22 protein-coding genes, 7 tRNA genes and 2 pseudogenes are annotated in these 25,312 nt (G+C 53.3%); 11 read left to right on the top strand and 20 right to left on the bottom strand.

The genetic code is table 11. The features are described from left to right. The first annotated feature begins 33 nt into the window (after positions 1-33). From ACXUPB_RS06555 to ACXUPB_RS06540, 4 genes are all read left to right on the top strand, one after another. Positions 34-933 carry a LysR family transcriptional regulator gene (locus tag ACXUPB_RS06555; RefSeq protein ID WP_052703778.1) on the top strand — a complete coding sequence of 300 codons (900 nt, stop codon included), beginning with the start codon at positions 34-36 and terminating at the stop codon, positions 931-933. Positions 934-983: 50 nt separating this feature from the next. After that, complete coding sequence (locus ACXUPB_RS06550; protein ID WP_144408599.1) at positions 984-1,184, top strand: hypothetical protein; 201 nt, start codon at positions 984-986, stop codon at positions 1,182-1,184. A 386-nt stretch (positions 1,185-1,570) separates the two neighbouring features. Then, positions 1,571-2,317 carry a Crp/Fnr family transcriptional regulator gene (locus ACXUPB_RS06545; protein WP_035559758.1) on the top strand — a complete coding sequence of 249 codons (747 nt, stop codon included), beginning with the start codon at positions 1,571-1,573 and terminating at the stop codon, positions 2,315-2,317. Positions 2,318-2,604: 287 nt separating this feature from the next. Beyond that, complete coding sequence (locus tag ACXUPB_RS06540; RefSeq protein WP_246361703.1) at positions 2,605-4,068, top strand: alpha/beta hydrolase; 1,464 nt, start codon at positions 2,605-2,607, stop codon at positions 4,066-4,068. A 223-nt stretch (positions 4,069-4,291) separates the two neighbouring features. Here ACXUPB_RS06540 and ACXUPB_RS06535 read toward each other — a convergent pair whose 3' ends face one another. From ACXUPB_RS06535 to ACXUPB_RS06515, 5 genes are all read right to left on the bottom strand, one after another. Next, on the bottom strand, positions 4,292-5,620 hold the full coding sequence (locus tag ACXUPB_RS06535) for a TRAP transporter large permease (RefSeq protein WP_179915288.1): 1,329 nt from the start codon (positions 5,618-5,620) through the stop codon (positions 4,292-4,294). After that, a complete protein-coding gene (locus tag ACXUPB_RS06530; protein WP_179915287.1) occupies positions 5,617-6,120 on the bottom strand; it encodes a TRAP transporter small permease subunit in 504 nt (167 codons plus the stop codon). The genes ACXUPB_RS06535 and ACXUPB_RS06530 overlap by 4 nt, the downstream gene beginning before the upstream one ends. Positions 6,121-6,218: 98 nt before the next feature. Next, the gene (gene dctP, locus ACXUPB_RS06525) at positions 6,219-7,331 is read right to left on the bottom strand and encodes a TRAP transporter substrate-binding protein DctP (protein ID WP_472955932.1); all 1,113 of its coding nucleotides are present in this window, start codon (positions 7,329-7,331) and stop codon (positions 6,219-6,221) included. Between the two features lie 185 nt (positions 7,332-7,516). Then, on the bottom strand, positions 7,517-8,377 hold the full coding sequence (locus ACXUPB_RS06520) for an isocitrate lyase/PEP mutase family protein (RefSeq protein ID WP_179915285.1): 861 nt from the start codon (positions 8,375-8,377) through the stop codon (positions 7,517-7,519). Between the two features lie 22 nt (positions 8,378-8,399). Beyond that, positions 8,400-9,161, bottom strand: a complete 762-nt coding sequence (locus ACXUPB_RS06515) for an SDR family NAD(P)-dependent oxidoreductase (protein ID WP_179915284.1) — start codon at positions 9,159-9,161, stop codon at positions 8,400-8,402. 235 nt (positions 9,162-9,396) lie between these two features. Here ACXUPB_RS06515 and ACXUPB_RS06510 point away from each other — a divergent pair, with 235 nt between their 5' ends. Further along, a complete protein-coding gene (locus ACXUPB_RS06510; protein ID WP_179915283.1) occupies positions 9,397-10,761 on the top strand; it encodes an aminotransferase-like domain-containing protein in 1,365 nt (454 codons plus the stop codon). Positions 10,762-10,851: 90 nt separating this feature from the next. Here ACXUPB_RS06510 and ACXUPB_RS06505 read toward each other — a convergent pair whose 3' ends face one another. From ACXUPB_RS06505 to ACXUPB_RS06435, 15 genes and pseudogenes are all read right to left on the bottom strand, one after another. Beyond that, entirely contained in the window at positions 10,852-10,980 is a 129-nt protein-coding gene (locus ACXUPB_RS06505) for a hypothetical protein (RefSeq protein ID WP_374730585.1), read from the bottom strand. A gap of 137 nt (positions 10,981-11,117) precedes the next feature. After that, positions 11,118-11,315, bottom strand: a pseudogene (locus ACXUPB_RS06500) (helix-turn-helix domain-containing protein); the annotation flags it as partial. 154 nt (positions 11,316-11,469) lie between these two features. After that, a tRNA-Ser gene (locus ACXUPB_RS06495) sits at positions 11,470-11,557 on the bottom strand. A 106-nt stretch (positions 11,558-11,663) separates the two neighbouring features. Further along, positions 11,664-12,172, bottom strand: a pseudogene (locus ACXUPB_RS06490) (YiiD C-terminal domain-containing protein). Between the two features lie 2 nt (positions 12,173-12,174). Then, entirely contained in the window at positions 12,175-12,735 is a 561-nt protein-coding gene (locus tag ACXUPB_RS06485; protein ID WP_035555840.1) for a nitroreductase family protein, read from the bottom strand. Positions 12,736-12,808: 73 nt separating this feature from the next. After that, positions 12,809-13,642 carry an NADPH-dependent 7-cyano-7-deazaguanine reductase QueF gene (queF, locus tag ACXUPB_RS06480; RefSeq protein ID WP_035555842.1) on the bottom strand — a complete coding sequence of 278 codons (834 nt, stop codon included), beginning with the start codon at positions 13,640-13,642 and terminating at the stop codon, positions 12,809-12,811. 36 nt (positions 13,643-13,678) lie between these two features. Next, entirely contained in the window at positions 13,679-14,452 is a 774-nt protein-coding gene (locus ACXUPB_RS06475) for an ABC transporter permease (RefSeq protein WP_035555844.1), read from the bottom strand. Then, positions 14,449-15,417, bottom strand: a complete 969-nt coding sequence (locus ACXUPB_RS06470) for an ABC transporter ATP-binding protein (protein ID WP_035555846.1) — start codon at positions 15,415-15,417, stop codon at positions 14,449-14,451. The genes ACXUPB_RS06475 and ACXUPB_RS06470 overlap by 4 nt, the downstream gene beginning before the upstream one ends. A gap of 386 nt (positions 15,418-15,803) precedes the next feature. Further along, entirely contained in the window at positions 15,804-17,195 is a 1,392-nt protein-coding gene (locus ACXUPB_RS06465; protein WP_035555850.1) for an NAD-dependent succinate-semialdehyde dehydrogenase, read from the bottom strand. An 810-nt stretch (positions 17,196-18,005) separates the two neighbouring features. Continuing rightward, a tRNA-Gly gene (locus ACXUPB_RS06460) sits at positions 18,006-18,080 on the bottom strand. 27 nt (positions 18,081-18,107) lie between these two features. Further along, positions 18,108-18,183: transfer RNA gene (locus tag ACXUPB_RS06455), tRNA-Glu, on the bottom strand. Between the two features lie 101 nt (positions 18,184-18,284). Then, positions 18,285-18,359: transfer RNA gene (locus tag ACXUPB_RS06450), tRNA-Gly, on the bottom strand. Between the two features lie 46 nt (positions 18,360-18,405). After that, a tRNA-Glu gene (locus tag ACXUPB_RS06445) sits at positions 18,406-18,481 on the bottom strand. 95 nt (positions 18,482-18,576) lie between these two features. Next, positions 18,577-18,651, bottom strand: a tRNA-Gly gene (locus ACXUPB_RS06440). 86 nt (positions 18,652-18,737) lie between these two features. Further along, a tRNA-Glu gene (locus tag ACXUPB_RS06435) sits at positions 18,738-18,813 on the bottom strand. A gap of 333 nt (positions 18,814-19,146) precedes the next feature. On the opposite strand from ACXUPB_RS06435, the gene ACXUPB_RS06430 reads away from it, so the two are divergent. From ACXUPB_RS06430 to ylqF, 6 genes are all read left to right on the top strand, one after another. Further along, on the top strand, positions 19,147-20,250 hold the full coding sequence (locus ACXUPB_RS06430; RefSeq protein WP_035555854.1) for a TRAP transporter substrate-binding protein: 1,104 nt from the start codon (positions 19,147-19,149) through the stop codon (positions 20,248-20,250). Between the two features lies 1 nt (position 20,251). Next, the gene (locus ACXUPB_RS06425; protein ID WP_035555856.1) at positions 20,252-20,761 is read left to right on the top strand and encodes a TRAP transporter small permease subunit; all 510 of its coding nucleotides are present in this window, start codon (positions 20,252-20,254) and stop codon (positions 20,759-20,761) included. A gap of 3 nt (positions 20,762-20,764) precedes the next feature. Then, complete coding sequence (locus ACXUPB_RS06420) at positions 20,765-22,090, top strand: TRAP transporter large permease (RefSeq protein ID WP_035555858.1); 1,326 nt, start codon at positions 20,765-20,767, stop codon at positions 22,088-22,090. 40 nt (positions 22,091-22,130) lie between these two features. Further along, a complete protein-coding gene (locus ACXUPB_RS06415) occupies positions 22,131-23,717 on the top strand; it encodes a gamma-glutamyltransferase family protein (RefSeq protein WP_035555860.1) in 1,587 nt (528 codons plus the stop codon). Between the two features lie 136 nt (positions 23,718-23,853). Then, positions 23,854-24,252 carry a peptide-methionine (R)-S-oxide reductase MsrB gene (gene msrB / locus ACXUPB_RS06410; protein ID WP_035555862.1) on the top strand — a complete coding sequence of 133 codons (399 nt, stop codon included), beginning with the start codon at positions 23,854-23,856 and terminating at the stop codon, positions 24,250-24,252. 66 nt (positions 24,253-24,318) lie between these two features. Next, positions 24,319-25,275, top strand: coding sequence for a ribosome biogenesis GTPase YlqF (gene ylqF / locus ACXUPB_RS06405; RefSeq protein ID WP_035555865.1), 957 nt, complete (start codon positions 24,319-24,321; stop codon positions 25,273-25,275). Positions 25,276-25,312 lie beyond the last annotated feature (37 nt).

Below are 25,312 nucleotides of genomic sequence, written 5' to 3'. Positions count from 1 at the left end.
TTGAAGAACAAGAAACAATAAGGAACGAAGCCAATGGCACTGACATTTCGACAGCTGCGTTACTTTCTGGTGCTCTCGGAGGAGCTGCATTTCGGCAGAGCAGCGCAGCGCCTGCATATTTCTCAACCACCGCTAAGTGCCAGCCTGCGTCAACTGGAAGAGGAGCTAAAGGTCAAGCTGCTGCTGCGCAATAGCAAACGCGTTACCCTCACGCCTGCCGGAGAAGCCTTCCAGCGCCAGGCACGCCGGATTCTCGAGCAGCTAGAAGACTCGCAAACGCTGGTGCAGCGCATTGCCTCAAGCGCCACCGGCCTGGTGCGCGTCGGGTTTACGCCTGCCATGCTCTTTCGCGGCCTGCCGGAACTGCTCAAACGCCTGCAATCCCGCTATCCCGGCATCGAAATACAATTGATCGAACGCAACTCGGCAGATCAAGTAGAAGCAGTGATGCAAGAGCAACTTGATATCGGCTTCATCCACTCAATGCCGTTACCCGTGGGAATCGAGTCGGTCATCCTATCGGACGAACCCTTCCTGTGCTGCTTGCCAGCGCATCACCACCTGGCAGGCCGACGCGAGTTGGCGGTCAAGGAACTGGCCAATGAGCCCATCATCCTGTTTGGTCGCGACCTTGCCCCTCACTATTACGATAGGATCATCGGACTGTTTCACCACGCCGATGTTAAACCTCATATCTGCCACGAAGTCTCCCACTGGTTGACCATTCTTGCTCTAGTAGCTAATGCGATGGGGGTTGCTCTAGTTCCCCAATCACTTGCCAAAGCCGGTTTTTCCAATGTGAGCTTTCTTCCTCTGACCGATTCAACGACACGCCATCAGTCGCACTGCATATGGCGCGGCGACGCGGAGACACATGAAGAAATCCGTCAGTTGCTGCTTAACTGCCTAAAAGAACAACAGCACGTCAGGTAAGCACGCCGACAAGCCCAGCAGCCCCCTACCGGCCCTACTCCTGCTGGCGCATGCTGGTCACTTCATTCCGTCGTGAGGAAACCGTAGGGCAGTCGTTTTCGCCAACGTGCGAAATAGCGCTTTCGCGACTACGCTATAGCAACGCTCACTATTCAAAGGAAGAGAATATGTCTACTACCACTATCGTCGTTATCGTTGTTGTTATCGTTGCCGTGCTGGGTATTGGCTTCGGCGGTGTGCTGCCTTTTTAATCGCTCGTAGAAGTGGTTAACGTAGGGTGCCTAAGCGCGCATCACACCCATGCCCAGCTCGCAAGAATTTAACAAAAGTTAAAACCTTAAGTTTAAAAACTAGCCTACCAAAGGCTAGTTTTATGTCATGCACAAAAAACAAATAAAATAATTATTATTTTCAATTAGATACAGGCACCAAAATCATATGGTTAATTTTATCTAAGCGCTCTAGGCGGCTGGGTAATTTTTATTTTCTTAAATAATTTAAATAAGCTTTTTATAATTTCGTATTTAAAATATTCTTGTCAAGAAGATCTACTTATATGTCTAAACATTATTTTTATTAGCACTCAAGCAGAGACACTGTTGCGAAGGGCTTCATTCCTGCCAAATCTGGAGCAAACATGCCGACTGCCCTGCTTCCTCATACCCACCTGATGATTCGCAAGTTAGAAAGTAACTTCACCCTTACTGCCGAGGAAAAGCGGGCGCTCCAGGAATTACCGGTACAAACACAAGACGTCAAGTCTAACCAAGACATCGTTAAAATGGGCGACCAACCTCGTCAATGTTGCTTACTGCTGGAAGGTTTTTCGTGTGTCTACAAATTAACCCTTGAGGGCAAACGGCAAATAATGGCGTTGCATATTCCTGGCGATATGCCAGATTTGCAAAGCCTGCACTTGCAAGTTATTGATATCAATATTGCATCACTCAGCCCATGCAAACTCGGCTTCATACAGCACCAAGATTTATCGCTTTTATTTGAGCGTCACCCTCGGCTCACTGCGGGTTTCTGGCATGAGACGTTGGTGGATGCTTCCATTTTCCGGGAATGGTTGTTGAATGTAGGGCAACGTGAAGGCTATTCACGGATCGCTCATATTATCTGTGAGCTCTTGCTACGCCTTAAAGCGGTGGGATTGGTAGAAAATGAAAACATTTTTGATATGCCTATCACCCAAGCAGAGCTGGCAGATGCAACGGGGATGACCCCAGTACACGTAAACCGAGTACTACAGGCCCTTCGTAACGATGGCTTGATAATTACGAACAAAAGAAAGGTAACCATACCTGACTGGCAGAAACTAAAGGAGGCTGGCGAGTTTGATTCGCTTTACCTTCATCTTGATAAAAAAGTCATAGGGTAAAGTAATTTTTTACTTTTGATGCAATAGCCATGAAAGGCGGATTCAAGAGTTAAACCTGACCTGTAAACCTTTTCGTTAGGTTTTGTACTAAAAGTCGGCGAGCGAAGACTAGACAAGGCAAAAATTAACGAGAAAACGGAGTTTACGGGGTGTAATAGTGGTTTTACGGTAAAGCATTTGCTGTCTTTCTCGCTAACAAAATTATCTGTGAATGGAGAGATGTCATGCCACCCAACAAGCATAAAGCACTGAGGAGCCTATGCCTTATGGCTGCATTAGGTGCTGGAATGGCTCACGCACAAGACCAAGATGAAGACACGATCCCTCGGCTAGAAAGCACAGCCTGCGCAACTCAAGTGCTCGAAGACCTCAATGCCAGTTGCTACACCTTCTACGGTCAAGAAAACTGGGACGATCCAAACGGGAATACAGTTGAACTCCCCGTAGGCGTCATCGATCCCGAGACTGAAAATGAAGCCGATACAGAAAGTGATCCCGTGGTCTTTTTCCCCGGTGGCCCAGGATACTCCATCCTCGGTAATGCTGATTACATAGAACAACTGCGTAAGGATATTGGCAACCGCTCGTTAGTGGTGTTTGATCCTCGCGGCTTTAAGCATTCCACCCCTTCATTGGAGTGTCCTGGCTACGCAGCCGTGTCGCCATACCACAATATTATTCATACACCGGCGCTAACCTCTTCGCTCGATCCCATGGAGCGGATGGCACACATCACTGAAGAAGTAGCCGCCTGCTATCAAAAGCTTGAAGATGAGGGCGTTGAGATTTCCCAATATACGGAAAGCGCCACCTCACGCGACCTCGAAGAAATTCGTAACCTGCTTGATTACGATAACGTGAATATATTCGGCTCCTCGACCGGCAGTGGCACAGCGCTGTCTTATGTTCGCTATTACCCCGACAGTGTGAGATCCGCCATTCTTGGTTGGCCCTGGTACGCCAGCCTTCGCAATAGAGCCCCGTTAGATGAGTTCTATACATTAAAACGTCGATTCACCGACGTCCTGGCCATGTGCGTTGAAGAGAGTGAAGCTTGCCGAGAACAGATCCCGGCATGGTTCTTGGCCATTGATAGAGCGCGTCGCGCACTGGACAACAAACCCTATATTGCCCAGGTTGAATCAGGAGTTGAGCAGAAAACGCTATACTTTGACGGTGCCGCTTTCCTCGACACGCTCTACCTGATGCTACCGCAATATTACGGCGAACTGCCCCGCATTGTTTCCGAAGTGTCTGAGGGTGACTACTCGTCGCTTCATGACTTCTTCATGATTGACGAATATAACCCGGTTACCGAAGCACCCAACTATGCCATGGGCGCGTTTCTGGCTCAGGCCTGTAACGACATGGGAACCAACCGCCCGACACCACAAGACTCGATTGCAGCAGTGCAACGAGAACCCGCCATTATTGGTTTTGAACCTATCTGGCTTTGTGCCTGGTGGGGTGGAGATGGCGATGTGCCCCCCGAACATAACGACATAGTCACTGCAGAAACGCCCGCACTGGCGATCCATGGTCAGATGGACCCTTGCTGCGGTACTCGCTGGAGTGAAGAACTTGCCGAAACAATGCCTAACCTCCAGGCTATTGAGATGCAGGCCTTGGGGCACAGTCCGGTCAATGAGTGTCGATCCACCGTGATTAACGAATTTCTTGGCGACCCACTCGCGCAGGTGGACACCAGCTGCCAAAACGAAGTACCGCTTGCTGAATGGCAGTTGGAATAATCTACTCGCTTTCTCATGAACTGATAGATCCAAGCCCCCTTCGGCGGGCTTCAGGCTGCCCAAGTGGGCAGCTACATTATTAGTAAATATCTTTTTTTAGGTTGAGAATTTTAATTTAACAAAACTTAGTTTAAGGCAATGCACCATATTGCTTACCCCTTTCTTCTAACATAGGTTAATGCCCGTCTTAAGGGAACCGCAAACGCTCGTGGTTGGCCAAATGTCAGCTATTTAATAGCAGTGACGGCAGGCCGGTTATCAATACAGGAAACAGTGCCATTAATATGCAGGCGAGTACAATCAGCGCGCAGAAAGGAATTACGGCCCTATAGAGATCAACAGTCTCAACGCCTTTGGGTGATACGCCCTTGAGATAGAAAAGTGCATAGCCGAACGGGGGCGTCAGAAACGAGGTCTGTAACACCACGGCAACCATCACCACGAACCACAGCACATCGACTCCCATGCTATCGACGATAGGCAACATGATCGGGAAGCTGAGCAGCACGATGCCGGTCCAGTCTAAGAACATGCCCAAGATGAAGACCAAGAAGAACATTAAGATCAGCGCTCCGGTGGTGCCGCCCGGCATGGCCATCACGACCTCGTGGATGACCTGCATGCCTCCACCAATTGAGAACACGCCGGTGAAGGCGGTGGCGCCGACCAGCACTAGCATCACCATAGTGGTGGTCTTACTGGCTTCGATCAGAGTCCAATAGCACGTCGAAAGCTTGCGATCACCGAAGATAAGGAATAGCAGGAAGGCGATGGCTACACCAATGGCGGATGCTTCCGTGGCGGTAGCAATGCCAGTGAACAGCGATCCCAGCACACCGAGAATCAAGGACATTGGCGGCAAAACGTACTTGCCAAGCATCCCCAGCAATTGGCGAGTAGAGACCTTGGCACGCTCTTCGGCCGGTACCGGTGGACCATAGCTTGGCTTGAAATGACAAATCGCCAGCACGTAAATAGCATACATCATACCCAACATCAGGCCCGGAACTAAGGCACCAGCAAACAGTGATCCTACTGAAACCGGCGAGTAGCTAGCCATGAGGATAAGCATGATACTCGGTGGGATAAGGATGCCTAGGCAGCCACTCGCCATAATGACACCGGTGCTCAGTTGCTTGTTATAGCCATAGTTGAGCATAGGCACCAGCGCGATCATTCCCATCACGGCGATGGAGGCACCGACAATACCGGTGGTGGCGGCGAGCAATACCGAAACAACAACGACTGTCAAAGCCAGGCCACCGCGCAGGTTTGCCATCAGTAAACGCATCGCTTCAAACATTTTCTCAGTAACGCCCGAGTCGTTGAGAAAGCGCGCCATTAGGATGAACAGTGGAATAGCCACCAGGACATAGTTGTCCATGGAATTGCCGTAGATGTTGTTAATGAGGAGACTTAATGTGTTCGCGCCTGGACCCAGCCAAGCACCGAGCACGGCAATACCGCCCAGTACAAAGGCCAGCGGATGCCCCATAAACAAACCGATCAACAGGCCACCGAACATGAACAGGGTGAGTAATTCGGGGCTCATACGGCTTCTTCCTGGTGCAGTTGCTGCACGGCACGGCTAACAATAACGATGGCCTGCAGCAGAAGTAGAAAGGCAGTGATAACAATGACTCCCTTCACTGGGTAAACAGGCAATGACACCATGCCGTATGTGGTCTCATCACGACCCAAGGAGCGGATAAAAAAGCTCCAGCCCAGCGTGCCCAGCATCCAGATAAAGGGTAAAAAGAAGAAAAGGTAACCAAAAAGTTCCAATCCTGCCTGCTTGCGACGGGATAGCAGGCGTTTGAGCACATCGACTTCAACATGGACGTGATGACGCAGCCCGTATGCCGCCATCAGCATAAAATGGGCTCCAAACAACATCTTGGTAACATCGAAGGCCCAGTCACTAGGTCGACCAATGAAAAAGCGCATAGCGATGTCATAGATTACAATCAGTGTAATTATCGCAAGAAGTGGTGCAATTAGGCGTCCAAATCCCTCATTAAGGGCATCAATAGTTCTGACAATAGCATTCATAGGAAGTATCTCGAGGCGGTCGGAACCATAACAGCATGGCTTGGTTGTCTTCAGTTAGTTCGAAGGGTGGATCCATGCCGAACCCACCCCTGACATGCTTATTGATCCATGCAGGACTCGATTTCTTCTAATGACGGAAGGTTGTTATTGACGCGACTCATATTAAAGGGCACCGAGACATCCCGCCAAACCGCATACTCATCAACATACTTGATCATGGAATGGATAACCTTGGCATAGCTGGGGTCTTCACAGGCGCCACGTAAAAACACCTCATTGGCGACGTTTTGGATTTTCTCTAGATCCTCGTCCGAATACCGATTAATAGTCACACCAGACTCTAAGAATTTGGCGGTTGCCTCTGTGGACTCCATCTCTGAGCGTGATAGCGACCAAGCTAAGTTGGACTCGGCGGCAATCTTTAAGATTTCCTGGGTCTCTTCGGACAAGGCATCCCACGCCTGCTTGTTGATCATAACGCCAACCACACTGGCCGACTGATGCCAGCCTGGCACAGCCCAGTGCTCCACTACCTCTTCAAAACCAGCACTATAGTTGACACCCGGAGTAGAGAACTCAGCTGCATCGACCACGCCACGCTCAATCGCCTGGTAGACCTCCCCACCAGCTAGGGTGACTTGGGAGCCCCCCAGCTGCTCCAGTACACGACCTTGATCCCGCCCAGAGATACGCAAGCGCTTGCCATCAAGGTCTGCCAGACTCTTGATCTCGGTACGCCCCATGAAGCCAGCCTCGTTATTGACGACGCCATGTGGCAAATACACCATGCCATATTGACCATAGACTTCCTGGTAGAGCTCGAACCCACCCCGCTCTTGAATCCAGTTGAGATAATCGACCGCAGTGAACAGGCTAAGGGTCGTACCTAATAGCGAAAATGCGGGACTGTTTCCGGCCCAATAGACAGGCGAGTCACCTGCAGCCTCGATGCCGCCAGTCTCAATAGCGTCGAATACTTCCGTACTGGGCATTAACGTGCCACCAGCTCGGAAGTTGATTTGCAGCTCATCCCCAACCAGCTTATTTACGGTCTCTGCCCAGCGACGATCGATTTCAACAAGGGAGATGCTGTCTGGCCAGGTAGATGTCATTGTCCAGCTCTGTTGGGCCAAAGCTTGTGAGCTGAGAGCTCCCATGGCTGTAAGAGAAATGGCGATTCCACCGAAAAATTTTTTAGACTTGTAAGACATGGCGATGATTCCTGTTACGGTTATTTAATAGTTAGTTGGTAAAACTTTTTAAGAACAAGTTTAAGTGACCAGACCATTACATTGAGGCTTTTTGCTTTTCACACTTAGTGGGATCTAAAACTTCTACCATCAGTGGAAAGCTGCCACTAATCGTTATATGAATGTTACGTACACCTTCTTTAAAGCTATACGGCACCAAACCGACGAAGGTTGTCTTCGAATCGATCGTAGGAAATGGTCTTGTTGATCAACCCTTCATCAAAGCAGAACTCATGAAGCCTGGTCGCGTCCTGATGCTGGTAAAACTCCTCACATACCTGCTTAACCGCCTTAAATGCAGCGAAAAGAGTCAAAGGCCAATAAATTGACATGTTTGCCCCTGCTACAGCCTCTTCTGCCACCGAATCTTGGAAGTCAACGCTGGTTACAACCAAAGGGCCGTTAATTCTTTTCCGAAATTCAGCTAGCGCAGCTACCGACCCTTTAAAGGGTATAAAACCAGCATCGGCTCCTGCGGCTAGATAGGCGTTGATTCGTGAGATGGCTTCTTCGGGATCATTTTTTAGATATATAGCATCAGTGCGGGCGAAGATGAGGAAGTTAGGGTCTTTGCGTGCGTCTACACATGCCTTGATGCGTTGACACATGACTGTTGAGTCGAGTAATACGGCTGGGTGTTCGGTATGTTTCCCAAACACAGTATCTTCAATATGTATTGCAGAGGCACCGGCCGACTCAAACTCGTGAACCGTTCGCCAAATATTGGCAGCGTGATACCAGCCTGTATCTGCGTCACAAACTAGGGGAAGGTTTGTCTCCTTGGCGATCTCCCGAGCCAAGCCAAGCAGGTCATGCATTTGAACGAGCCCTACATCGGGAAGTCCATAAGCACTAGCGCCTGTCACGAAACTGCCGGTATAGAGCGCTGGGAAACCAGTCTGCTCAATAATTTTCGCACTGAGCAGGTCGTAGGCACCCATCAGGGGCGTGCAGCCTGTCTCGTGAAGAAGCTCGCGTAATCGAAGCCGTTTTTCATACATGTCCATAATTGTTCTCTTTGGTTTTTTGTTAGCGCATTGCTATGCCGCCATTGACATCAAGGGTGGAGCCCGTCACATAGCGAGCATCCTCACTCGCGAGGTAAAGGGCAGCAGCAGCGATGTCTGAGACATCACCGTAACGTTCGAGTGGGATACTTTTTTTGACTTCAGGTGAGTATTGTAGAATCTCGGTCATTGCCGTTTGGATAGCACCTGGCGCGATTGCATTGACCGTGATGTTAAATGGCCCAAGTTGTCGCGCAACAGCTTTGGTAAGGCATAAGACACCTGCCTTCGTTACCGGATAGGTTACCTCTGAGGCAACGCCCCCAACCTGTCCTGCCACCGAGGCCATGTAAATAATGCGACCGCTACGATTGGCCTTTGCATGAGGAATAAATGCTGTCGTAGCGTAGACACAGCTCATTAAGTTGATATCAATGACCTGTCGCCACTGGTCAGGTTTAATGTCTTCAATCGGGCAGGCTGGTCTGACGATGCCCGCATTGCACACAAGAATATCGAGCCGGCCAAATACCTTGATGGCCTCATTTATCATGCGCGCATTATCGTTTTCGGATGCAACATCAATTTGCATTGGTAGCGTGTCTACAGCAAAACGAATGGCAACGTCTGTCGCTGCACTCTCGACCCCGTCTATATCAATGTCCGCCAGTACAATATTGGCGCCTTCACTTGCGAAACGTTCCACGATTGCATAGCCGATACCATGCGCGGCACCCGTCACAACGGCTGTTTGTCCGTCCAATTTGCGTACTGTCTCGTTCATGAAACTGGCATCCTTTATTGTTGTGTTGAAGCAAACTTTTGGGCGCTCTACCTAGTCGTCTCGACTCTATTTTGATGATGACTTCCGGTCACCAGAAGCTATCCATTTATTTTTTTATTCACTGCTTTTGATTCCACCTGTTTTTGACTATAGCGGGTTAAGCCCGCACTTAGATGGTACAATTACGGACAATTTTTTAGTTACCGTACCAGTAGGCAGGGTGGTACAGTAAAATATGCAAAATTCCGATTCGAAGATTGAGTGTATTATCGATGGGGTGATGGCACGGATGCACAATGGCACCCTGCGAGCCGGTGACCGTTTGCGTTCGATCCGGGAAGAGGCGACCGTCATGGGTGTGTCCAAGAACACGGTGGTGGAGGCATACCTTCGCCTCGTGGCCCGAGGTGTAGTCGTTGCTCGTCCAGGGTCGGGATACTATGTGTCTCGCACGTCGACTCGGAAGAAAAGCCCTGCTCTTCCTTCAATCCCTGGTGCGGTCAGACCCACAGAACTCCTCACTGAGCAGCTCGAGCGCCGCTTACCGATTCGACCTGGTGATGGCCGGTTACCCCCTGACTGGCTAGAGTCTAATGAGATGCGGCGCCCCATTTCAGTCATTCGGATGAATGCCGACGATACGTACAACACGGCCTGGGGATTATTACCGCTACGTGAACGCCTGTGCGGCACGCTCGCCGAACGCGGCATTCAGTGTCAACCTAACCAGGTACTCACGACCTACGGCGGAAACCACGGCATGGATCTAGTTATACGTTGCTATGTCAGGCCAGGTGACGCTGTACTCGTTGACGACCCCGGCTATTACCCGCTGTTTTGGAAACTCGGTGTGGCGGGAGCGCGCATTGTAGGTGTCCGTAGACGTCATGATGGTCCTGATCTTGAAGACCTTAGTGAAAAAGCACGTCTAACCGGTGCCCGGCTTTTCTTCACTCAATCTCTTGCGCACAACCCCACCGGGGGATCAATCACGCAAGGCATCGCGTATGGGGTCATGAAAATCGCTGAAGAGCATGACATGCTTCTCGTTGAAGACGATCCTTTTGCCGACATCCTTCCCTATACCGCTCCCCGGCTGGCAGCTTTGGATCAACTAAATCGGGTTATTTATATCGGCTCCTTCTCGAAAACACTGCCAGGTAGCGTTAGGGTCGGTTATATCGCTGCGGCACCTGAGCTGGCGCAGGAGCTGAACGAAATGAAAGTTATCTCCATTGTCTCTACATCAGCACAAAATGAGCGCTTGGTTCATTCGCTGATTGAGGGAGCCCAATACCTGAAATATCTTCGTCGGCTACATGACCGCATTCATGAAGCAACGGCGGAGACGGTACGCTGCCTGGAAAACATCGGTTACAGCGTGCCGCGCCCACTGGGTGGCGGCTATTACGTCTGGATACAACTTACGCCTTCAATGCAGCAAAGAGACCTTGTAGCCGAAGCCGCTCAAACAGGCATTTTTATAGCACCGTCAGGAGCATTTACGACCTCAGATGCCCCGGCATTAGGTATGCGTGTGAACGTCGCATACGGAAGTGATCCACGCTTCATTGAATGGCTAGCTACACTCTCTCAATAATTAAAAACAGAAATTAAGAAATATTGAGCAGGGAAAACCGTTTTTCAAACATTACAACTTTTAACCTGATATTTATGGTCCTTCGTCACTTCATGTAGATTTAGCCTGATCGAACAGGCGGCCCGCCGGGCTGCCAATCAGGTAGATCATGGCGATGAAGTTAGCCTCGTTCCAGTAGCCGCGTGCGCGTGACCAAGCCGCCTGAAACAGGCCGTTCATCCCCTCCAGTCTTGCGTTCGTCAGGCAGCTCTGACCACCGCGTCGGCATGCAGCTCAAGCGTTGCCAGGGCCTTTTCCATTGGCTTCAGTAATGGCTTTTCAGAAACCGCCGCCTGCATGGCCTTGAGCATGCGGCCCACGTAGTGATGCACAATGCGCCATAGTCGTTTGCCGGAAATCTCCAACTGCCGTGAGACGGCCAGCACCGGCTTCTCCTTGACCGGTGACATGGCCGCTTGCTCGAACAGCAGGGTGAAGTCGCTGCCCGGCCGAGCCCAGGGCACCTCTATACGTTTGACGCCATGTTCAGGACACGTCGTACGAGGCACGCGAGCATGTTTAGCGTCAAAATTCTGGTAGCCCAGCTAGTCAGGGAAAGATTGTCCACAGGCATCCCATACATTTCAGGGGAAGCCAAAATCAAAGTATGGGCTGCTCAAAATACAGACACAAAAAAGCCGCTGAAATCAGCGGCTTAATCTAAATTCTTGGCGGAGGGGGAGGGATTCGAACCCTCGAAGCCTTGCGGCTTACACACTTTCCAGGCGTGCTCCTTCGACCACTCGGACACCCCTCCGCGTTTTAGCTCTGTTGAGAGGCTAAACCTTTCGCAACAGAACGGCGCATATACTATTGGCTAAGCCTCGAAATAGCAAGCCTTTTCAGGCCGATTATCCCTTCGGTTAGCGTGACGGCAACACCGCGTAATTGCCACTGGCTTCCAGGCAGAGGGTCTCGCCGCAATAGAGCTGGTGGGTTAACGCAATGCGCCCTTTACCGCGGTCAGCGAGCTTGTTGGCAAGTTGCTCAGGCCCATTTAGCTCTGTTGGCTTACACACTAGACGGTAATCGTTGGTTACTGGCGCAAGAAAGCGCTGACTGGCTTCTGCAACCACCACATCCCTTGCCAGACCTCTTTCACGTAACCATAGCGTTACCCAGCACCAGCCTTGCAGCGTGGTTTGCGCCGAGAGAGCGCCGCCAAAGCCTGTGCCTTTATCGTTTAGGTTGGGTTCAAGTGCCAACTGCCACGTGAGTGAATCGTCGTGACGCGTCATCTCGCTAATGCCTAACGCACTTACCATGGGAATAGCGTCCTCAGCCACTGCTGGAAAGCGGCCAAGTCGTCTGGCTGGCCTTCTGGCAACGGCAAACGTGGGTGAGGGGAACCTGGTTGACGGGATACGCTCATGGTTAGTCCCAACGCTCCACAAAGTCAGCAACGTTATGCTGCGCCACCGGTTTATGACGACCACCCAGGGTACCCAGATAGATAAAGGCAACGACTTCATCATCTTCATCCAGGCTTAGCCCTTTGCGTACCACCGGGTCAAACGCGTACTTTCCACTGCGCCACATAGCCCCCAGGCCGAGTGCGTGAGCGGCCAGTAGAATGCCGTGGGCGGCACAGCCAGCAGAAATCACTTGCTCCATTTTAGGCACTTTAGCGAGCTCAGGCGTGACCTTGGCAATCACCGCGATAATCATCGGTGCACGAAGCGGCTTTTTGCGCGCGGAATTGAGCGTATCGTCGTCGGCGCTAGGATTTTCCTGGAACTCCGCCTCGGCAAATAGTTCGCCCAGACGCTCACGCCCTTCCCCGCTGAACTCTATAAAGCGCCAGGGGCGCAGCTCTTTATGGTCAGGCGCCCGCAACGCAGCTTGATATATGTCGCTTAGCTGTTCGCTGCTAGGCGCTGGCTCAATCAGCTTGCCCATCGAGCTGCGTTCGTGAAGTAGCGTGAGTGCATCCATTAATAACTCCAAATTCAATCGGTGGGCTACTTAGTACCGCCATTGATAGCATCGCCATTTATAACACTGCCTCTTACTGCCTTGCTAGGCGCAGCGGTGTGGGCGGCGTTAGACCCGGCGTTGCGCGCCAGGGGCTAATGTCTAATCCACCGCGACGCACGTAACGCGCCAGCACCAGCAGTTGCGTTGGTTTTGCATGGGTCATTAGGTCGGTGAAAATGTGTTCAACGCAGTGTTCGTGAAAATCCTGATGCTGACGAAACCCAATCAGGTAACGCAGCAACCCTTCGCGATCGATTTTGGGCCCTTGGTAGCGAATTAACACGCTTCCCCAATCCGGCTGGCCGGTAACGGGGCAGTTAGATTTCAATAGATGGGAGTAAAGCGTCTCTTCTACGACCTCTTCCCCCACCGTGAGATGTGCGCTGCTAGGTGTGTAATCGCTTACTGCGATATCCAAATCGTCCAAGCATTCGCCCGGCAAATGCTGTGCTGAAAGCTCGGGGGCATCCACATCAAACAACTCAACGCTCACCTCAGCCCCTGCCGCTACCGCGAGGTCATTGGCAAGCGTTTCCATCACTTCCTGACGACTATAAAAGCGGGTTTGATTGAAGCTATTGAGATAGAGCTTCCATGATTTGGACTCAATCAGGTTGGGCGAATGCGCGGGCAGCCGAAAGCGCGCCACGGCGACAATGGGCTTGCCGCGGCTATTCAGCCAGGAGACTTCAAAGGCGTGCCACTCGTCCTCGCCTTCAAACGGCAAAGCGCCCTCTTCAATACCCAGTGGCACCCGGTTGGCTGCGCGGGGAATCGGATATAACAACCCCGCATCGTACTGCTCAGGGTAGGCAGAATCGCGCCCTAACGGCGCGTGCTCTAACGTGTCTGGGCGATGTACCATGTGATAAAAGCTCTCTTTTCAAGCGGATTGATGCGTCTAGCTGCGGATACCTTTACCGCGCTCCAGCATCGCAAGCGCAATGCTAAACAGCACAATGATAAAGGCAAAAATAGCAGCGAGCGCCCAGCCAACGGGAATATCCGACACGCCTAAGAAGCCGTAACGGAAAACGTTAACCATGTACAAAATCGGATTGAGCATGGAAACGCCCTGCCAGAACTCGGGCAACATCGAGATAGAGTAAAATACCCCACCCAGATAGGTCAGCGGCGTGAGAATAAACGTCGGCACGATAGAAATATCGTCGAACTTGTTGGCCAGCAAAGCGTTAATAAACCCGCCAATGGAGAACAGGGCCGAGGTGAGCACCACCACCAACACGGTGAGCAGTGGATGCTCCATGGTGAGACGGGTAAAGAACAGCGAAACGATGGTCACAATCAGCCCGACGCCCAGACCACGGGCCATGCCGCCTAGAATAAAGCCGGCTAAAATGACCCAGTTGGGCATTGGCGAAACCATCATTTCTTCAATCGAACGCTGGAATTTATTAGAGAAGAAGCTCGACGCCACGTTGGAGTAACTATTGGTAATCACCGACATCATGATCAGCCCCGGGACGATAAAGTCCATGTAGCTGAAGCCGTCCATGTCGCCAATCCGCGAACCAATGAGATTACCGAAGATGATGAAGTACATCGCCATGGTGATCGAAGGTGGCAGCAGCGTTTGCGGCCAAATACGGGTGAAGCGTTTGATCTCTTTGAGCACCAGCGTCCATAGAGCGATCAATGTTTGCGTAGCGTTCATACGCGCTCCTCCTGCTTCTCGACGCGCTGGTCTATCGCCCCTTGACCACTCCCTTCCACCATTGACACAAACATCTCCTCTAGGCGATTGGCCCGGTTGCGCATGGAAACCACCTGGATGCCCTGCTCGCTCAGCGCACTAAACACATCATTTAAACGTTGCCCGCGGTGCACCTCGAGTGATAGCTGAGTAGATTCCAGCTGCTTTACCTCAAACCCTTCTATCTTGGGTATGTCTGTAATGGCCTCTGAGGTATCAATTAGGAAGGTCTCGGTATTCAGTTCAGCCAGCAGGCCTCGCACACTCGTATTCCGCACTATGTCGCCATTATTGATAATCGCCACATTGCGGCAAAGGCTCTCGGCCTCTTCCAAATAATGAGTGGTAAGAATAATAGTGGTGCCTTCATCCTGATTAATCCGCCGCATGTATTCCCACATGCTGCGCCTTAATTCAATATCCACCCCAGCGGTTGGCTCATCCAGAATCAGCAATTTGGGGCGATGCATCAGCGCCCGGGCGATCATCAGGCGGCGCTTCATCCCGCCGGAGAGCATCCGCGCGCTGCCGTTGCGCTTTTCCCATAGGCCCAGATCAGTTAGCAGCTGTTTAGCGCGAGGCAAGGCTTCGCGGCTCGTCATACCGTAGTAACCCGCCTGGGCCAATACGATATCGAGCACTTTTTCAAACTGATTGAAGTTGAACTCTTGCGGCACGACACCTAACTGGTATTTGGCCTTGGCGAAATCTTTATCGACATCAATGCCAAAGATGGAGACCTTGCCCGCTGTTTTTTGCACCAGCGAGCAAACCACCCCCAAGGTGGTGGATTTACCGGCGCCATTGGGTCCCAAGAGAGCAAAAAAATCGCCCTGCTGGACGTCTAAATCAATACCTTTGAGCGCCTGAAAGCCGTTGCCATACACTTTGGTAAGGCCACGGATCGACAATGCCGGTTCGGCCATGAACATGTCCTGTCAGCAAAATAAGAAGAGAAGGTAAAACATTAGGGCGCAAACGACTTTTTTCAAGGCGAACAATCGAGCCGAGCGCTAGACACGCAGAAAAATAGCGTCCAGCAATAGCTGATGCATCAGGGAAGCAATTGAGACTAGAAGCGCTTTGAGTGGGAAAGGGAACCTTTGCGGCCCCCCCTCAACAAGGTTTTCAATGATACAGCAGTCGTGCGTTAGCTCGTCTGCCCTGCGGAGTGCAAGATCAACAGTCGCATGCCCCTGAGAGTCGTTTAGAGCCTGTTTCAAAACCTTGAAAACAGGCTGTGGCCGAGAACCCAACTTCGTGCGTGCTGGCAAGAAAACTCACATTAACAATGTACTCCCGAGCATGACGGTCAGAACTGACCGTCGATGTCGGTAACGCCAATCAACTTGTGGTTGACGAATTCCTTCAGTCCGAGGCCAATCAACTCGCGACCATAGCCGGAGCGACGAACGCCGCCGAAAGGCAAGTCGGCCTTCACTGCCGTTGGGTGATTGATGTAAACCATGCCGGTGGATATCTGAGCCGCCACCTGGCGACCTCGCTCAATGTTCTGCGTGAACACTGATCCGCCTAACCCAAAGGGAGAATCGTTGGCGATCTCGATGGCTTCGGACTCGCTCTTGGCTCTGAACACCAGAGATACCGGACCAAAGAACTCCCAGTAGTAAGCAGGATTGTCCTTCGTCAAGTCCGTCAGCAGCACAGGCTGTACGAATGCACCGCGCTCGGGTATTGCGGCGCCGATTACGGTCGCCGTAGCACCATGCTTAATTGCATCTTCCACTTGCTTTTGGACATCGTCCGCTGCGCTCTGAGACGACAAAGGCGCCAATGTCGTCGTCGGATCCATGGGATCTCCTGCTTTGAGCACGGCGACGCTGGCTTTGTACTTCTCCAGGAAGGCGTCATAGACCTCCTCGACGACGATAATCCGCTTGGACGAACAGCATACCTGCCCAGCGTTCCAGTGGCGGCCGAACACGGCCCATTTCACGGCCTTGTCGATGTCGGCATCATCCAGCACGACAAACGCGTCGGCGCCGCCCAATTCCATCGTTGACTTCTTCAGCGCCTTGCCAGCCTGTGCAGCAACTACCGCGCCAGCTGCTTCAGAACCGGTCAAAGCAACACCGTGAACGCGTGGATCGTTAATGATGGTTTCCAGCTGCTCGCGCGTTGCATAGAGATTCTTGAATCCGCCAACTGGCAAGCCAGCGTCAAGCATCAGCTTCTCGAAAAGCGCAGCCGATTGCGGGACGTTGGATGCATGCTTGAGCACGACCACGTTACCGGCGGCAAGCTGAGGAGCGATGATGCGGGCGATCTGATAATAGGGGAAGTTCCACGGCTCTATCGCAAGGATAATGCCCAGGGGCTCGTGCACCAGCCAGGCCTCGGTCACCACCGGATCCTTGGACGGCAGCTTCTCAGGTGCCAACTGCCGCTCGGCGTTCTCGACGTAGTACTCGAAGATCGCAGCTGACAGCTCGACCTCCGCCTGCGCCTCGCCCAGCAGCTTGCCCATCTCCAGGGTCAGCAGTTTTGCATACTCCTCGCTATTGGCTCGCAGCAAGTCGGCCGCTTTCTGCAGGATAGTGACCCGCTGCTGGACGGGAGTGTTCTTCCAGTTGCGGAATGCTTTATCGCCGCTATCCAGCGCCAGAGCAACCTCTGCATCGGTTGCGTTGGGGAAATTTTTGATCGTCTCCCCGGTATAGGGATTGGTCGTTGCATAAGCCATTTTTTAATCCTCTGTTAACCGGGTTATCTGTGTGGCATCAGTTTCGCGCGCGCAGGGCACCCTAAATCACTGTGAAAAGAAACGATTACCCAGGGCTACCCCCGTTCTGGTAGGCATCCCCGTCCTAGCCTTCAAGCGCCCGGCAGCTGCCTGTGATCGTCGGTCATCGAAGCCTCGCTGCATGTAGGAATCAAAGCCAGCGCGCATTGGTCATCGCGATCTGAGTGGCAAATGTACCCAAGGCCATGCACCGTTGGGTCACCATCATAGCTAAGGTTACGCATTTGCATATTGTCGTGGGTCACGTCTACGTGCGCTAATAGTAAGTGACAGCGTCAGTTACTGGCTTATCTTCAAATTAATAAGATGCCTAACTGCCAATATGAAAGCGGCAAGCTTCATATGATTTAGAACGACGATGATAGCCTGACGGGAGGGAGCACTGACGAACCAGCTGAGCTTGGACAAAAAACCAAAGAAAACCAGCCCGTGGTCATCCAAGACGTTTAGCCAGAGCCCTATTAGGCTAAAAGCCACTGACTCAGTATCAGCAAAAAGAACATAGACGAAAACTGCATATAAAGCAGTGAAATGGAAGAAGTTTTGGATACTAGAAGCTTAGCGGAGAAGGTGAGCTATAGGCTGTCATATTGCAGGACTGACATTCCAGTTCCCGACGCTGTCATAGCTACCTGATACTGTTTAACTGGAGCGGGAAATAGATTGACGGGGCTGCCCCCAGCCGGGCTGGCGTACCAGATCCCGACCCTCGCCTTGGTAAGGCGATACTCTTTACCACACCATCAAAACTGGAGCGGGAAAGGAGATTCGAACTCCCGACCCTCGCCTTGGCAAGGCGATGCTCTACCACTGAGCTATTCCCGCAACGCAAAAACGACGTGTAACGCTAGATGGCGTCCCATAGGGGGTTCGAACCCCTGTTACCGCCGTGAAAGGGCGGTGTCCTAGGCCACTAGACGAATGGGACTAAATCAAAACTGGAGCGGGAAAGGAGATTCGACCGGGCTGGCGCACCAGATCCCGACCCTCGCCCTGATAAGGCAATACTCTTTACCACACCATCAAAACTGGAGCGGGAAAGGAGATTCGAACTCCCGACCCTCGCCTTGGCAAGGCGATGCTCTACCACTGAGCTATTCCCGCTTATAGAACACTTGCTTACTTAGCTTTTTACCTAATCTATCGGAAGTGGCGTCCCATAGGGGGTTCGAACCCCTGTTACCGCCGTGAAAGGGCGGTGTCCTAGACCACTAGACGAATGGGACACTGTAATTACTTCAACTACTTTGGAGCGGGAAAGTAGATTCGACCGGGCTGGCGTTCCAGCTCCCGACCTCGCCTGACTTACCACACACCTAATTGGAGCGGGAAAGGAGATTCGAACTCCCGACCCTCGCCTTGGCAAGGCGATGCTCTACCACTGAGCTATTCCCGCATTCCGATAACCTGACGACCGCTTACTCTTAAAAACGCTCTTCCTTAAAGGACTTACCTTTAAAGGACTTGGGCCTCAAAAATAAGTGGCGTCCCATAGGGGGTTCGAACCCCTGTTACCGCCGTGAAAGGGCGGTGTCCTAGACCACTAGACGAATGGGACGTTGCAATGCCTCGTCGAGGTGGCGCGTATGTTACTCAGACCTTATTGAGCTGTCAAGCTCTCTACCTTCACCAATCTAATTGGCTAGCTTTCAATTACCTGCAAGCAAAGCGTGGGGGTTACGACATAGCCATGCACGCTGAAAGTGCTCAGCATTATAATTCGGCGTCATACCGGTGCAAACGCTTATTTCGCTTAGTGCTGCGCCCTCCCCCACCCACCTATAAAATCGTTAAAAATCTTTTATTTACAATAAAATCGATTTTTATGGCACACCCCTTGCTACCTCATTGTGTTCCCTTGCTGACTACTTCCCACTTAATGAGGTGTGCTATGTCCTTATCCCGCCGCAAGTTTCTCACCACGGCAGCCGTCTCCTCCACTGCTGGCCTTATATTGGGCGCCCCCTCTATCGCCCGTGCGCAGTCCGCCGAGAGCTTCAACTGGCGTATGACCAATGCCTATCCGCCTGGCTCACCCTTTTACGTGGAAGGGCCTGGCAGCCCTACTGATGTAATCGCCAAAATCAACGCCATGTCCGGCGGACGCCTCAATATTCAGCACTTCTCTTCCGGCGAGCTGATTCCAGCCTTTGAAGGTTTCGAAGCCGTTCAAAGCGGCACGATTGAGATGAACGCCGCTAACAGTTACTTCTGGTCAGGCACCACCTTTGCTGCCCAATACTTCACTACCGTACCGTTTGGTATGAGCTTTATGGGGCATATGGCGTGGCTTTACCACGGCGGTGGTTTGGAGCTGTGGCACGAAGTGTATGAGCCCTACGGCATGGTGGCCTTCCCGCTGAACAATACCGGCGTGCAGATGACCGGCTGGTTCCGCGAGCCCATTGAAGATATTAGCCAGCTCAACGGGCTGCGCATGCGCGTTCCTGGCCTAGCGGGTCAGGTTTACTCCTCGCTTGGTGTGGATGCCCGCGTCCTGCCCGGTGGCGAAATATTCCCAGCGTTGGAGCGTGGCGTGATTGACGCAGCTGAATTCGTTGGCCCTTTCCAAGACCGTCGCATGGGTCTGCATAACGCTGCCAAGTTCTACCACACCACTGGCTGGCACGAACCCTCCACCACAGGCGAACTGCTGATCTCGAAAACCCACTGGGATAGCCTGCCGGAAGACCTGCAGATGATTGTCAAAACCGCCTGTATGGCGGCCTGTTTGGAGAGCGTCACTTGGTCCGAAGCCGTTAACGGTGAAGCCATGACCGATCTGGTTGAGAACGAAGGCGTCACTGCCAGCATGCTCCCCACCCCCGTTGTCGATGCGCTGCGTGAAGCCACTCAAGATACCCTGGCGACAGAGGCCAACGCCGATCCGCTGGTGCGCAAAGTGCACGATAGCTATATGGCGTTTAAAGCCAATCATGACCGCTGGGCAGGCGCCAGTGAACGCGCCTGGTTAAACGACATTATCGGAGTCTGATATGCGCGCCGTGGCATGTTTTGTCCACGGAGTTGAGGCGGTGGTTCGGCTTTTTGGCTGGATCGCCGCCTGGACCTGCGTGGTATTAGTCGGATTAGTCGCTGGTGACGTATTGATGCGCTATGCATTTAGCGTTGGCGCGGTATGGCTGCAGGAGCTGCAGTGGCACCTGATCTCACCTATCGCACTGTTTGGCATGTCGTATCTACTGCTGATGGGTGAGCAAGTTCGCGTAGACGTCTTCTACGAACGCTTCCCCGCGAATCTGCAGCGAGTAATTGAGGTGATCGGCGGGCTATTACTGCTAGTCATGGGGCTGTATATCGCCTGGCTGACGCTGCCCTGGATCGCCCAGTCGTTCGCCCGCGGCGAAGCATCGCCCAACCCAGGCGGACTCCCCCTTCGCTGGCTGCTCAAGTCGCTCATTCCGTTCGGTTTTGTCCTTCTCGCGCTGCAAGGGTTGGCCCACGCGCTGCGTCAAGCGTTTGCCCTACCCACACGAGGTGAATAACGCATGTCTCCCAATGAATGGCTAGCGATCGGCATGATCGTGGCTTTTTTCGTGTTCCTGCTGATTGGTATTCCGGTGGGTATCAGCATCGCGGCCACGGCTTTTTTCTTTGGCTATATTGGCTTTGGCCCAATGCTGTTTAACCTGCTGCCATCCCGCATCTATGGGGTGGTGACCAACTACACCTTTATGGCTATTCCGCTGTTTGTATTTATGGGGGTGATGCTGGAAAAGTCGAAGCTGGCCGAAGAACTGATTGATGTGATTGGCCACTTGTTCGGCGGCCTATCAGGCGGCATGGGCGTGGCGATTATTTTGGTTGGTGTGCTGTTAGGCGCCGCTACGGGCATTGTCGGCGCCACGATCGTCACCCTGGGCTTACTCACCCTGCCCACGCTGCTCCGCCGCGGCTACCCCAAGACCCTGGCCACCGGCATGATCTGCGCCTCTGGCACCTTGGGACAGATTATTCCTCCCAGCCTAGTGCTGATTCTACTCGCTGAAATCCTGGGTGAATCGGTCGGCACCATGTTCGCTGCGGCCATGGTGCCGGGGCTGACGCTGGCGGCGGTGTATATTATTGCCATTCTGGTGATCGCTAAACTTTATCCTCACCTGATGCCTCCCATTCCAGCTGAAGAGCGTGCGGATATGGGGCGGCGCCAGTTGTTTCGCAAAGTCATCACCGTGGTGGGCCCGCCGGTGGGCTTGGTGTTTGCGGTATTAGGCTCGATTATTGGCGGCATTGCCGCGCCAACTGAGGCGGCCTCCATGGGCGCACTAGGGGCGTTATTAATTGTGACTTGCTCCGGCCGGTTAACCTTTGCGCTACTCAAAGAGGTCGCCAAGGCCACGCTGGTGATCTCGGCCATGGTGTTCTTTATTCTGATCAGCGCGCAGGTATTTGGTCTCGCATTTCGTGGCTTGGGCGGCGAGCACTTGGTGGCCCGTATGTTCGACTGGGTGCCCGGTGGCGAGTTAGGCGCGATGCTGTTTATGCTACTGCTGATGTTTGTGCTGGGCTTCTTTCTTGAGTGGATTGAGATCAGCTATATTGCCCTACCGCTGTTTTTGCCCTTCTTTGTCCAGATGGGCGTCGATATGGTGTGGCTGGGCATTCTGGTGGGGCTGGTGCTGCAAACCTCGTTTCTTACCCCACCCTTTGGCTGGTCGCTGTTTTTCCTCAAGGGCGTGGCGCCGAAAGAAGTCTCGACGCTGGATATTTACAAAGGTGCGCTGCCGTTTATCGGCCTCCAGTTTGTTGCCGTGGCGCTGGTATTTATCTTTCCCAGCATTGCTACCTGGTTGCCCCAAGCCATTGGCTGGTAACGACCTGCTTTAGCACTTACTTAATAATAAGGAATCAAAGATGCTTCATACTCAACGTAGTTACGGCGGCAGCTGCGTCGCTCCTCACCACCTAGCCGCTAGCGCCGGGCGCGATGTGCTTAAGCAGGGCGGCAACGCGGTGGAGGCCATGGTCGCTGCCGCTGCCGCTATTGCGGTCGTTTATCCGCATATGAACGCCCTGGGAGGCGATGGCTTTTGGTTGATTCATGAACCGGGCAAAGCGCCTATTGCCATCGACGCCTGCGGCCCGGCGGCAGGCTTGGCCAACGCGGATTTCTACGCCGGTGAATCGCACATACCTGAGCGAGGCCCAAAGGCCGCCCTCACCATGGCGGGCACCATTGGCGGCTGGCATGAAGCGCTGAAGGTAGCGTCAACATGGGGTAAACAGCTTCCCCTCACCACGCTGCTGGCCGACGCTATTCGTCATGCCGAAGCGGGCATTTCGGTCACACAAAGCCAGGAAGCCCTCACCGCCAAACACGTTGAGCGCCTTTCTCAAAGCCCTGGCTTTAGTGATTCCCTGCTGCTTAACGGCCAGCTGCCCCGGGAAGGTGAGCGGCTGCGTCAGCCACGTTTAGCGGCCACCCTCAAGCGCTTGGCGGAAGCCGGATTAGATGATTTCTATCGCGGCAAACTGGCCGCTAGCATGGCGAAAGACTTGGAAGCAGTGGGCAGCCCCCTGCGCTTGGCTGACTTTCACGCCTACCGCGCCCAGCGCGTCACGCCGCTGGAAGTAACGCTGCAAGATGCCACGCTGTATAACCTGCCGGCGCCGACCCAGGGCATGGCGTCGCTAATGATTTTAGCTATTTACGAGCGCTTGAAGGCCGACAAACCAAACGGTTTTGACCACTTGCACGGGCTCATCGAAGCCACCAAACGCGCTTTTATCCTGCGCGACCAAAACGTCACCGACCCCGGCCGTGTGCCAACACCGCTGCAAAATTTGCTCAGCGAAGAGAACATTGGCTTAGAAGCGGCTCAGATCGACCCGCAGCACGCCCTACCCTGGCCCCACAAACCAGCGCCGGGCGACACCATTTGGATGGGCACCGTGGATAGCGAAGGGCGTGCGGTGAGCTTTATTCAGAGCATCTACTGGGAGTTTGGCAGCGGCGTGGTGCTGCCGGAAAGCGGCGTGCTGTGGCAAAACCGCGGCATCAGCTTCTCGCTTAACCCCGACGACCTGCGCGGCTTAGCCCCTGGTCGCAAACCCTTCCACACGTTAAACCCGGCGCTGGCCAAATTTAACGATGGCCGCACCATGGTCTATGGCACTATGGGCGGTGAAGGCCAGCCGCAAACCCAGGCGGCCGTATTTTCACGCTATGCAATGCACGACATGCCGCTCCAGCAGGCGATTACCGCCCCCCGCTGGCTGCTGGGTCGTACCTGGGGTGAAAGCAGCACTAACTTAAAGCTGGAAGCGCGCTTTGACGACGCGCTGATCACCGCCTTAGTCACGGCGGGCCATGATGTGGAAGTACTCCCAGAGGCATTCAGCGACACCATGGGGCATGCAGGTGGGATTGTGCACCACCCCGATGGATTAATAGAAAGCGCCCACGACCCGCGCAGTAATGGCGGGGCGGCAAGCTTATAAGAAGCAGACTGGCGGCTTTCTCAGCCTTCGCACAGGCTGAACTTGGGCAGGTGGCTAGCTGTCACTTACACAAGTGATAAGCTAGTCTGCCTAATAAGCCTCTGAATGATTGAAACCAGAGGGAAAGGAGAACCCCATGGCGAAAATAGAAAAATCCCCCGACGAATGGCAACAACAGCTAACCCCAGAGCAGTACCGTGTTGCGCGTGAAAAAGGCACTGAACGACCGTTCACCGGCGACTATCAGGTGCGCGATGCGCAGGGCATTTACCACTGTGTGTGCTGTAATGCGCCACTGTTTGAGAACGAGCACAAGTTTGACGCTGGCTGCGGTTGGCCAAGCTTCGACCGGCCGCTGGGCACCCGCTGTGTGGAGGAGCATACCGACACCACGCACGGCATGCAGCGCACCGAGGTGGTCTGCTCCCACTGCGATGCCCACCTGGGTCATGTATTCCCCGATGGGCCACCCGATACCACCGGCTTACGCTACTGCATCAACTCGGTGTCGTTGGAGTTTCACCCCGACGAGTAATCAGCGTTAAGTCCGGCGGGCTGCTATAATGGCAGCCCGCTTTTTTTGTGCTTGTAGGAGAGATTCATGCTCGGCTGGTTTCCAGGACATATGAACAAGGCCCGCCGCCAGATTGCGGAGGTGCTGCCAGAGATCGATGTCGTGATCGAGGTACTCGACGCGCGTCTGCCCTACTCCAGCGCCAATCCGATGTTGGCCGAGCTAACCCGCCATAAGCCGGTGTTGAAAATTCTCTCCCGCGCCGATCTCGCCGACCCTGAGCGAACGGCCGAGTGGGTGGCTTTTTTCGATGCCCAAGAGAATATGCGCGCTCTAGCTGTCACCACCACCAATACCCGCGAACTAAAGAAAATCCCCAAGCTATGCCATGAGCTGGCCGGTGCCGTGCGTGCTGATCGCGATGTCCGCGTAATGGTAATGGGCATACCGAATGTCGGTAAGTCCACGCTGATTAACGGCTTAGCAGGGCGAAAAATCGCCAAAACCGGCAACGAGCCTGCGGTGACCAAGCGCCAACAAAAGGTGCGTATTGATGGGCGTGTAGCCCTTACCGACACCCCAGGCGTGCTGTGGCCCAAAATCGAAGACCAGGCCAGCGCCTATCGCCTCGCCGCCACCGGTGCCATTCGCGACACGGCCATTGAATACACGGACGTGGCGATTGTGACCAGCGCGGAGCTTGCCAAACGCTACCCTGAAGCGCTCATCGAGCGCTATAAGCTCAAAGAGCTGCCGCCCTACGCGGCACCCGACATTCCCCACGACATTGATGCGGACGGCCCCAAAAAGCCTGACTTTCTCGCTATTGCTGGCTTTGACGGCAACGCCATCTTAAAAGATATTGCTGCCCGCCGAGGCGGCCTGCGCCCTGGTGGCGCGGTGGATCTGCACCGTGGCGCCGAAGTACTGCTTCACGAACTACGCGACGGCAAGCTGGGCAGGCTAACGCTTGAAACTCCTGCGGATATTCCTCCGCCGCCCGTGCAAAACGACGAAGACAATCAAGCGCTTTCCGACGCATAATGGCCTGACTGCTCTTTAGCCAAAGACACGGCTTACG

This window comes from Vreelandella sp. DA03-1M (assembly GCF_055725665.1).
The sequence above is the reverse complement of the archived record's forward strand: the minus strand, read 5'-3'. Positions and strand labels throughout refer to the sequence as shown.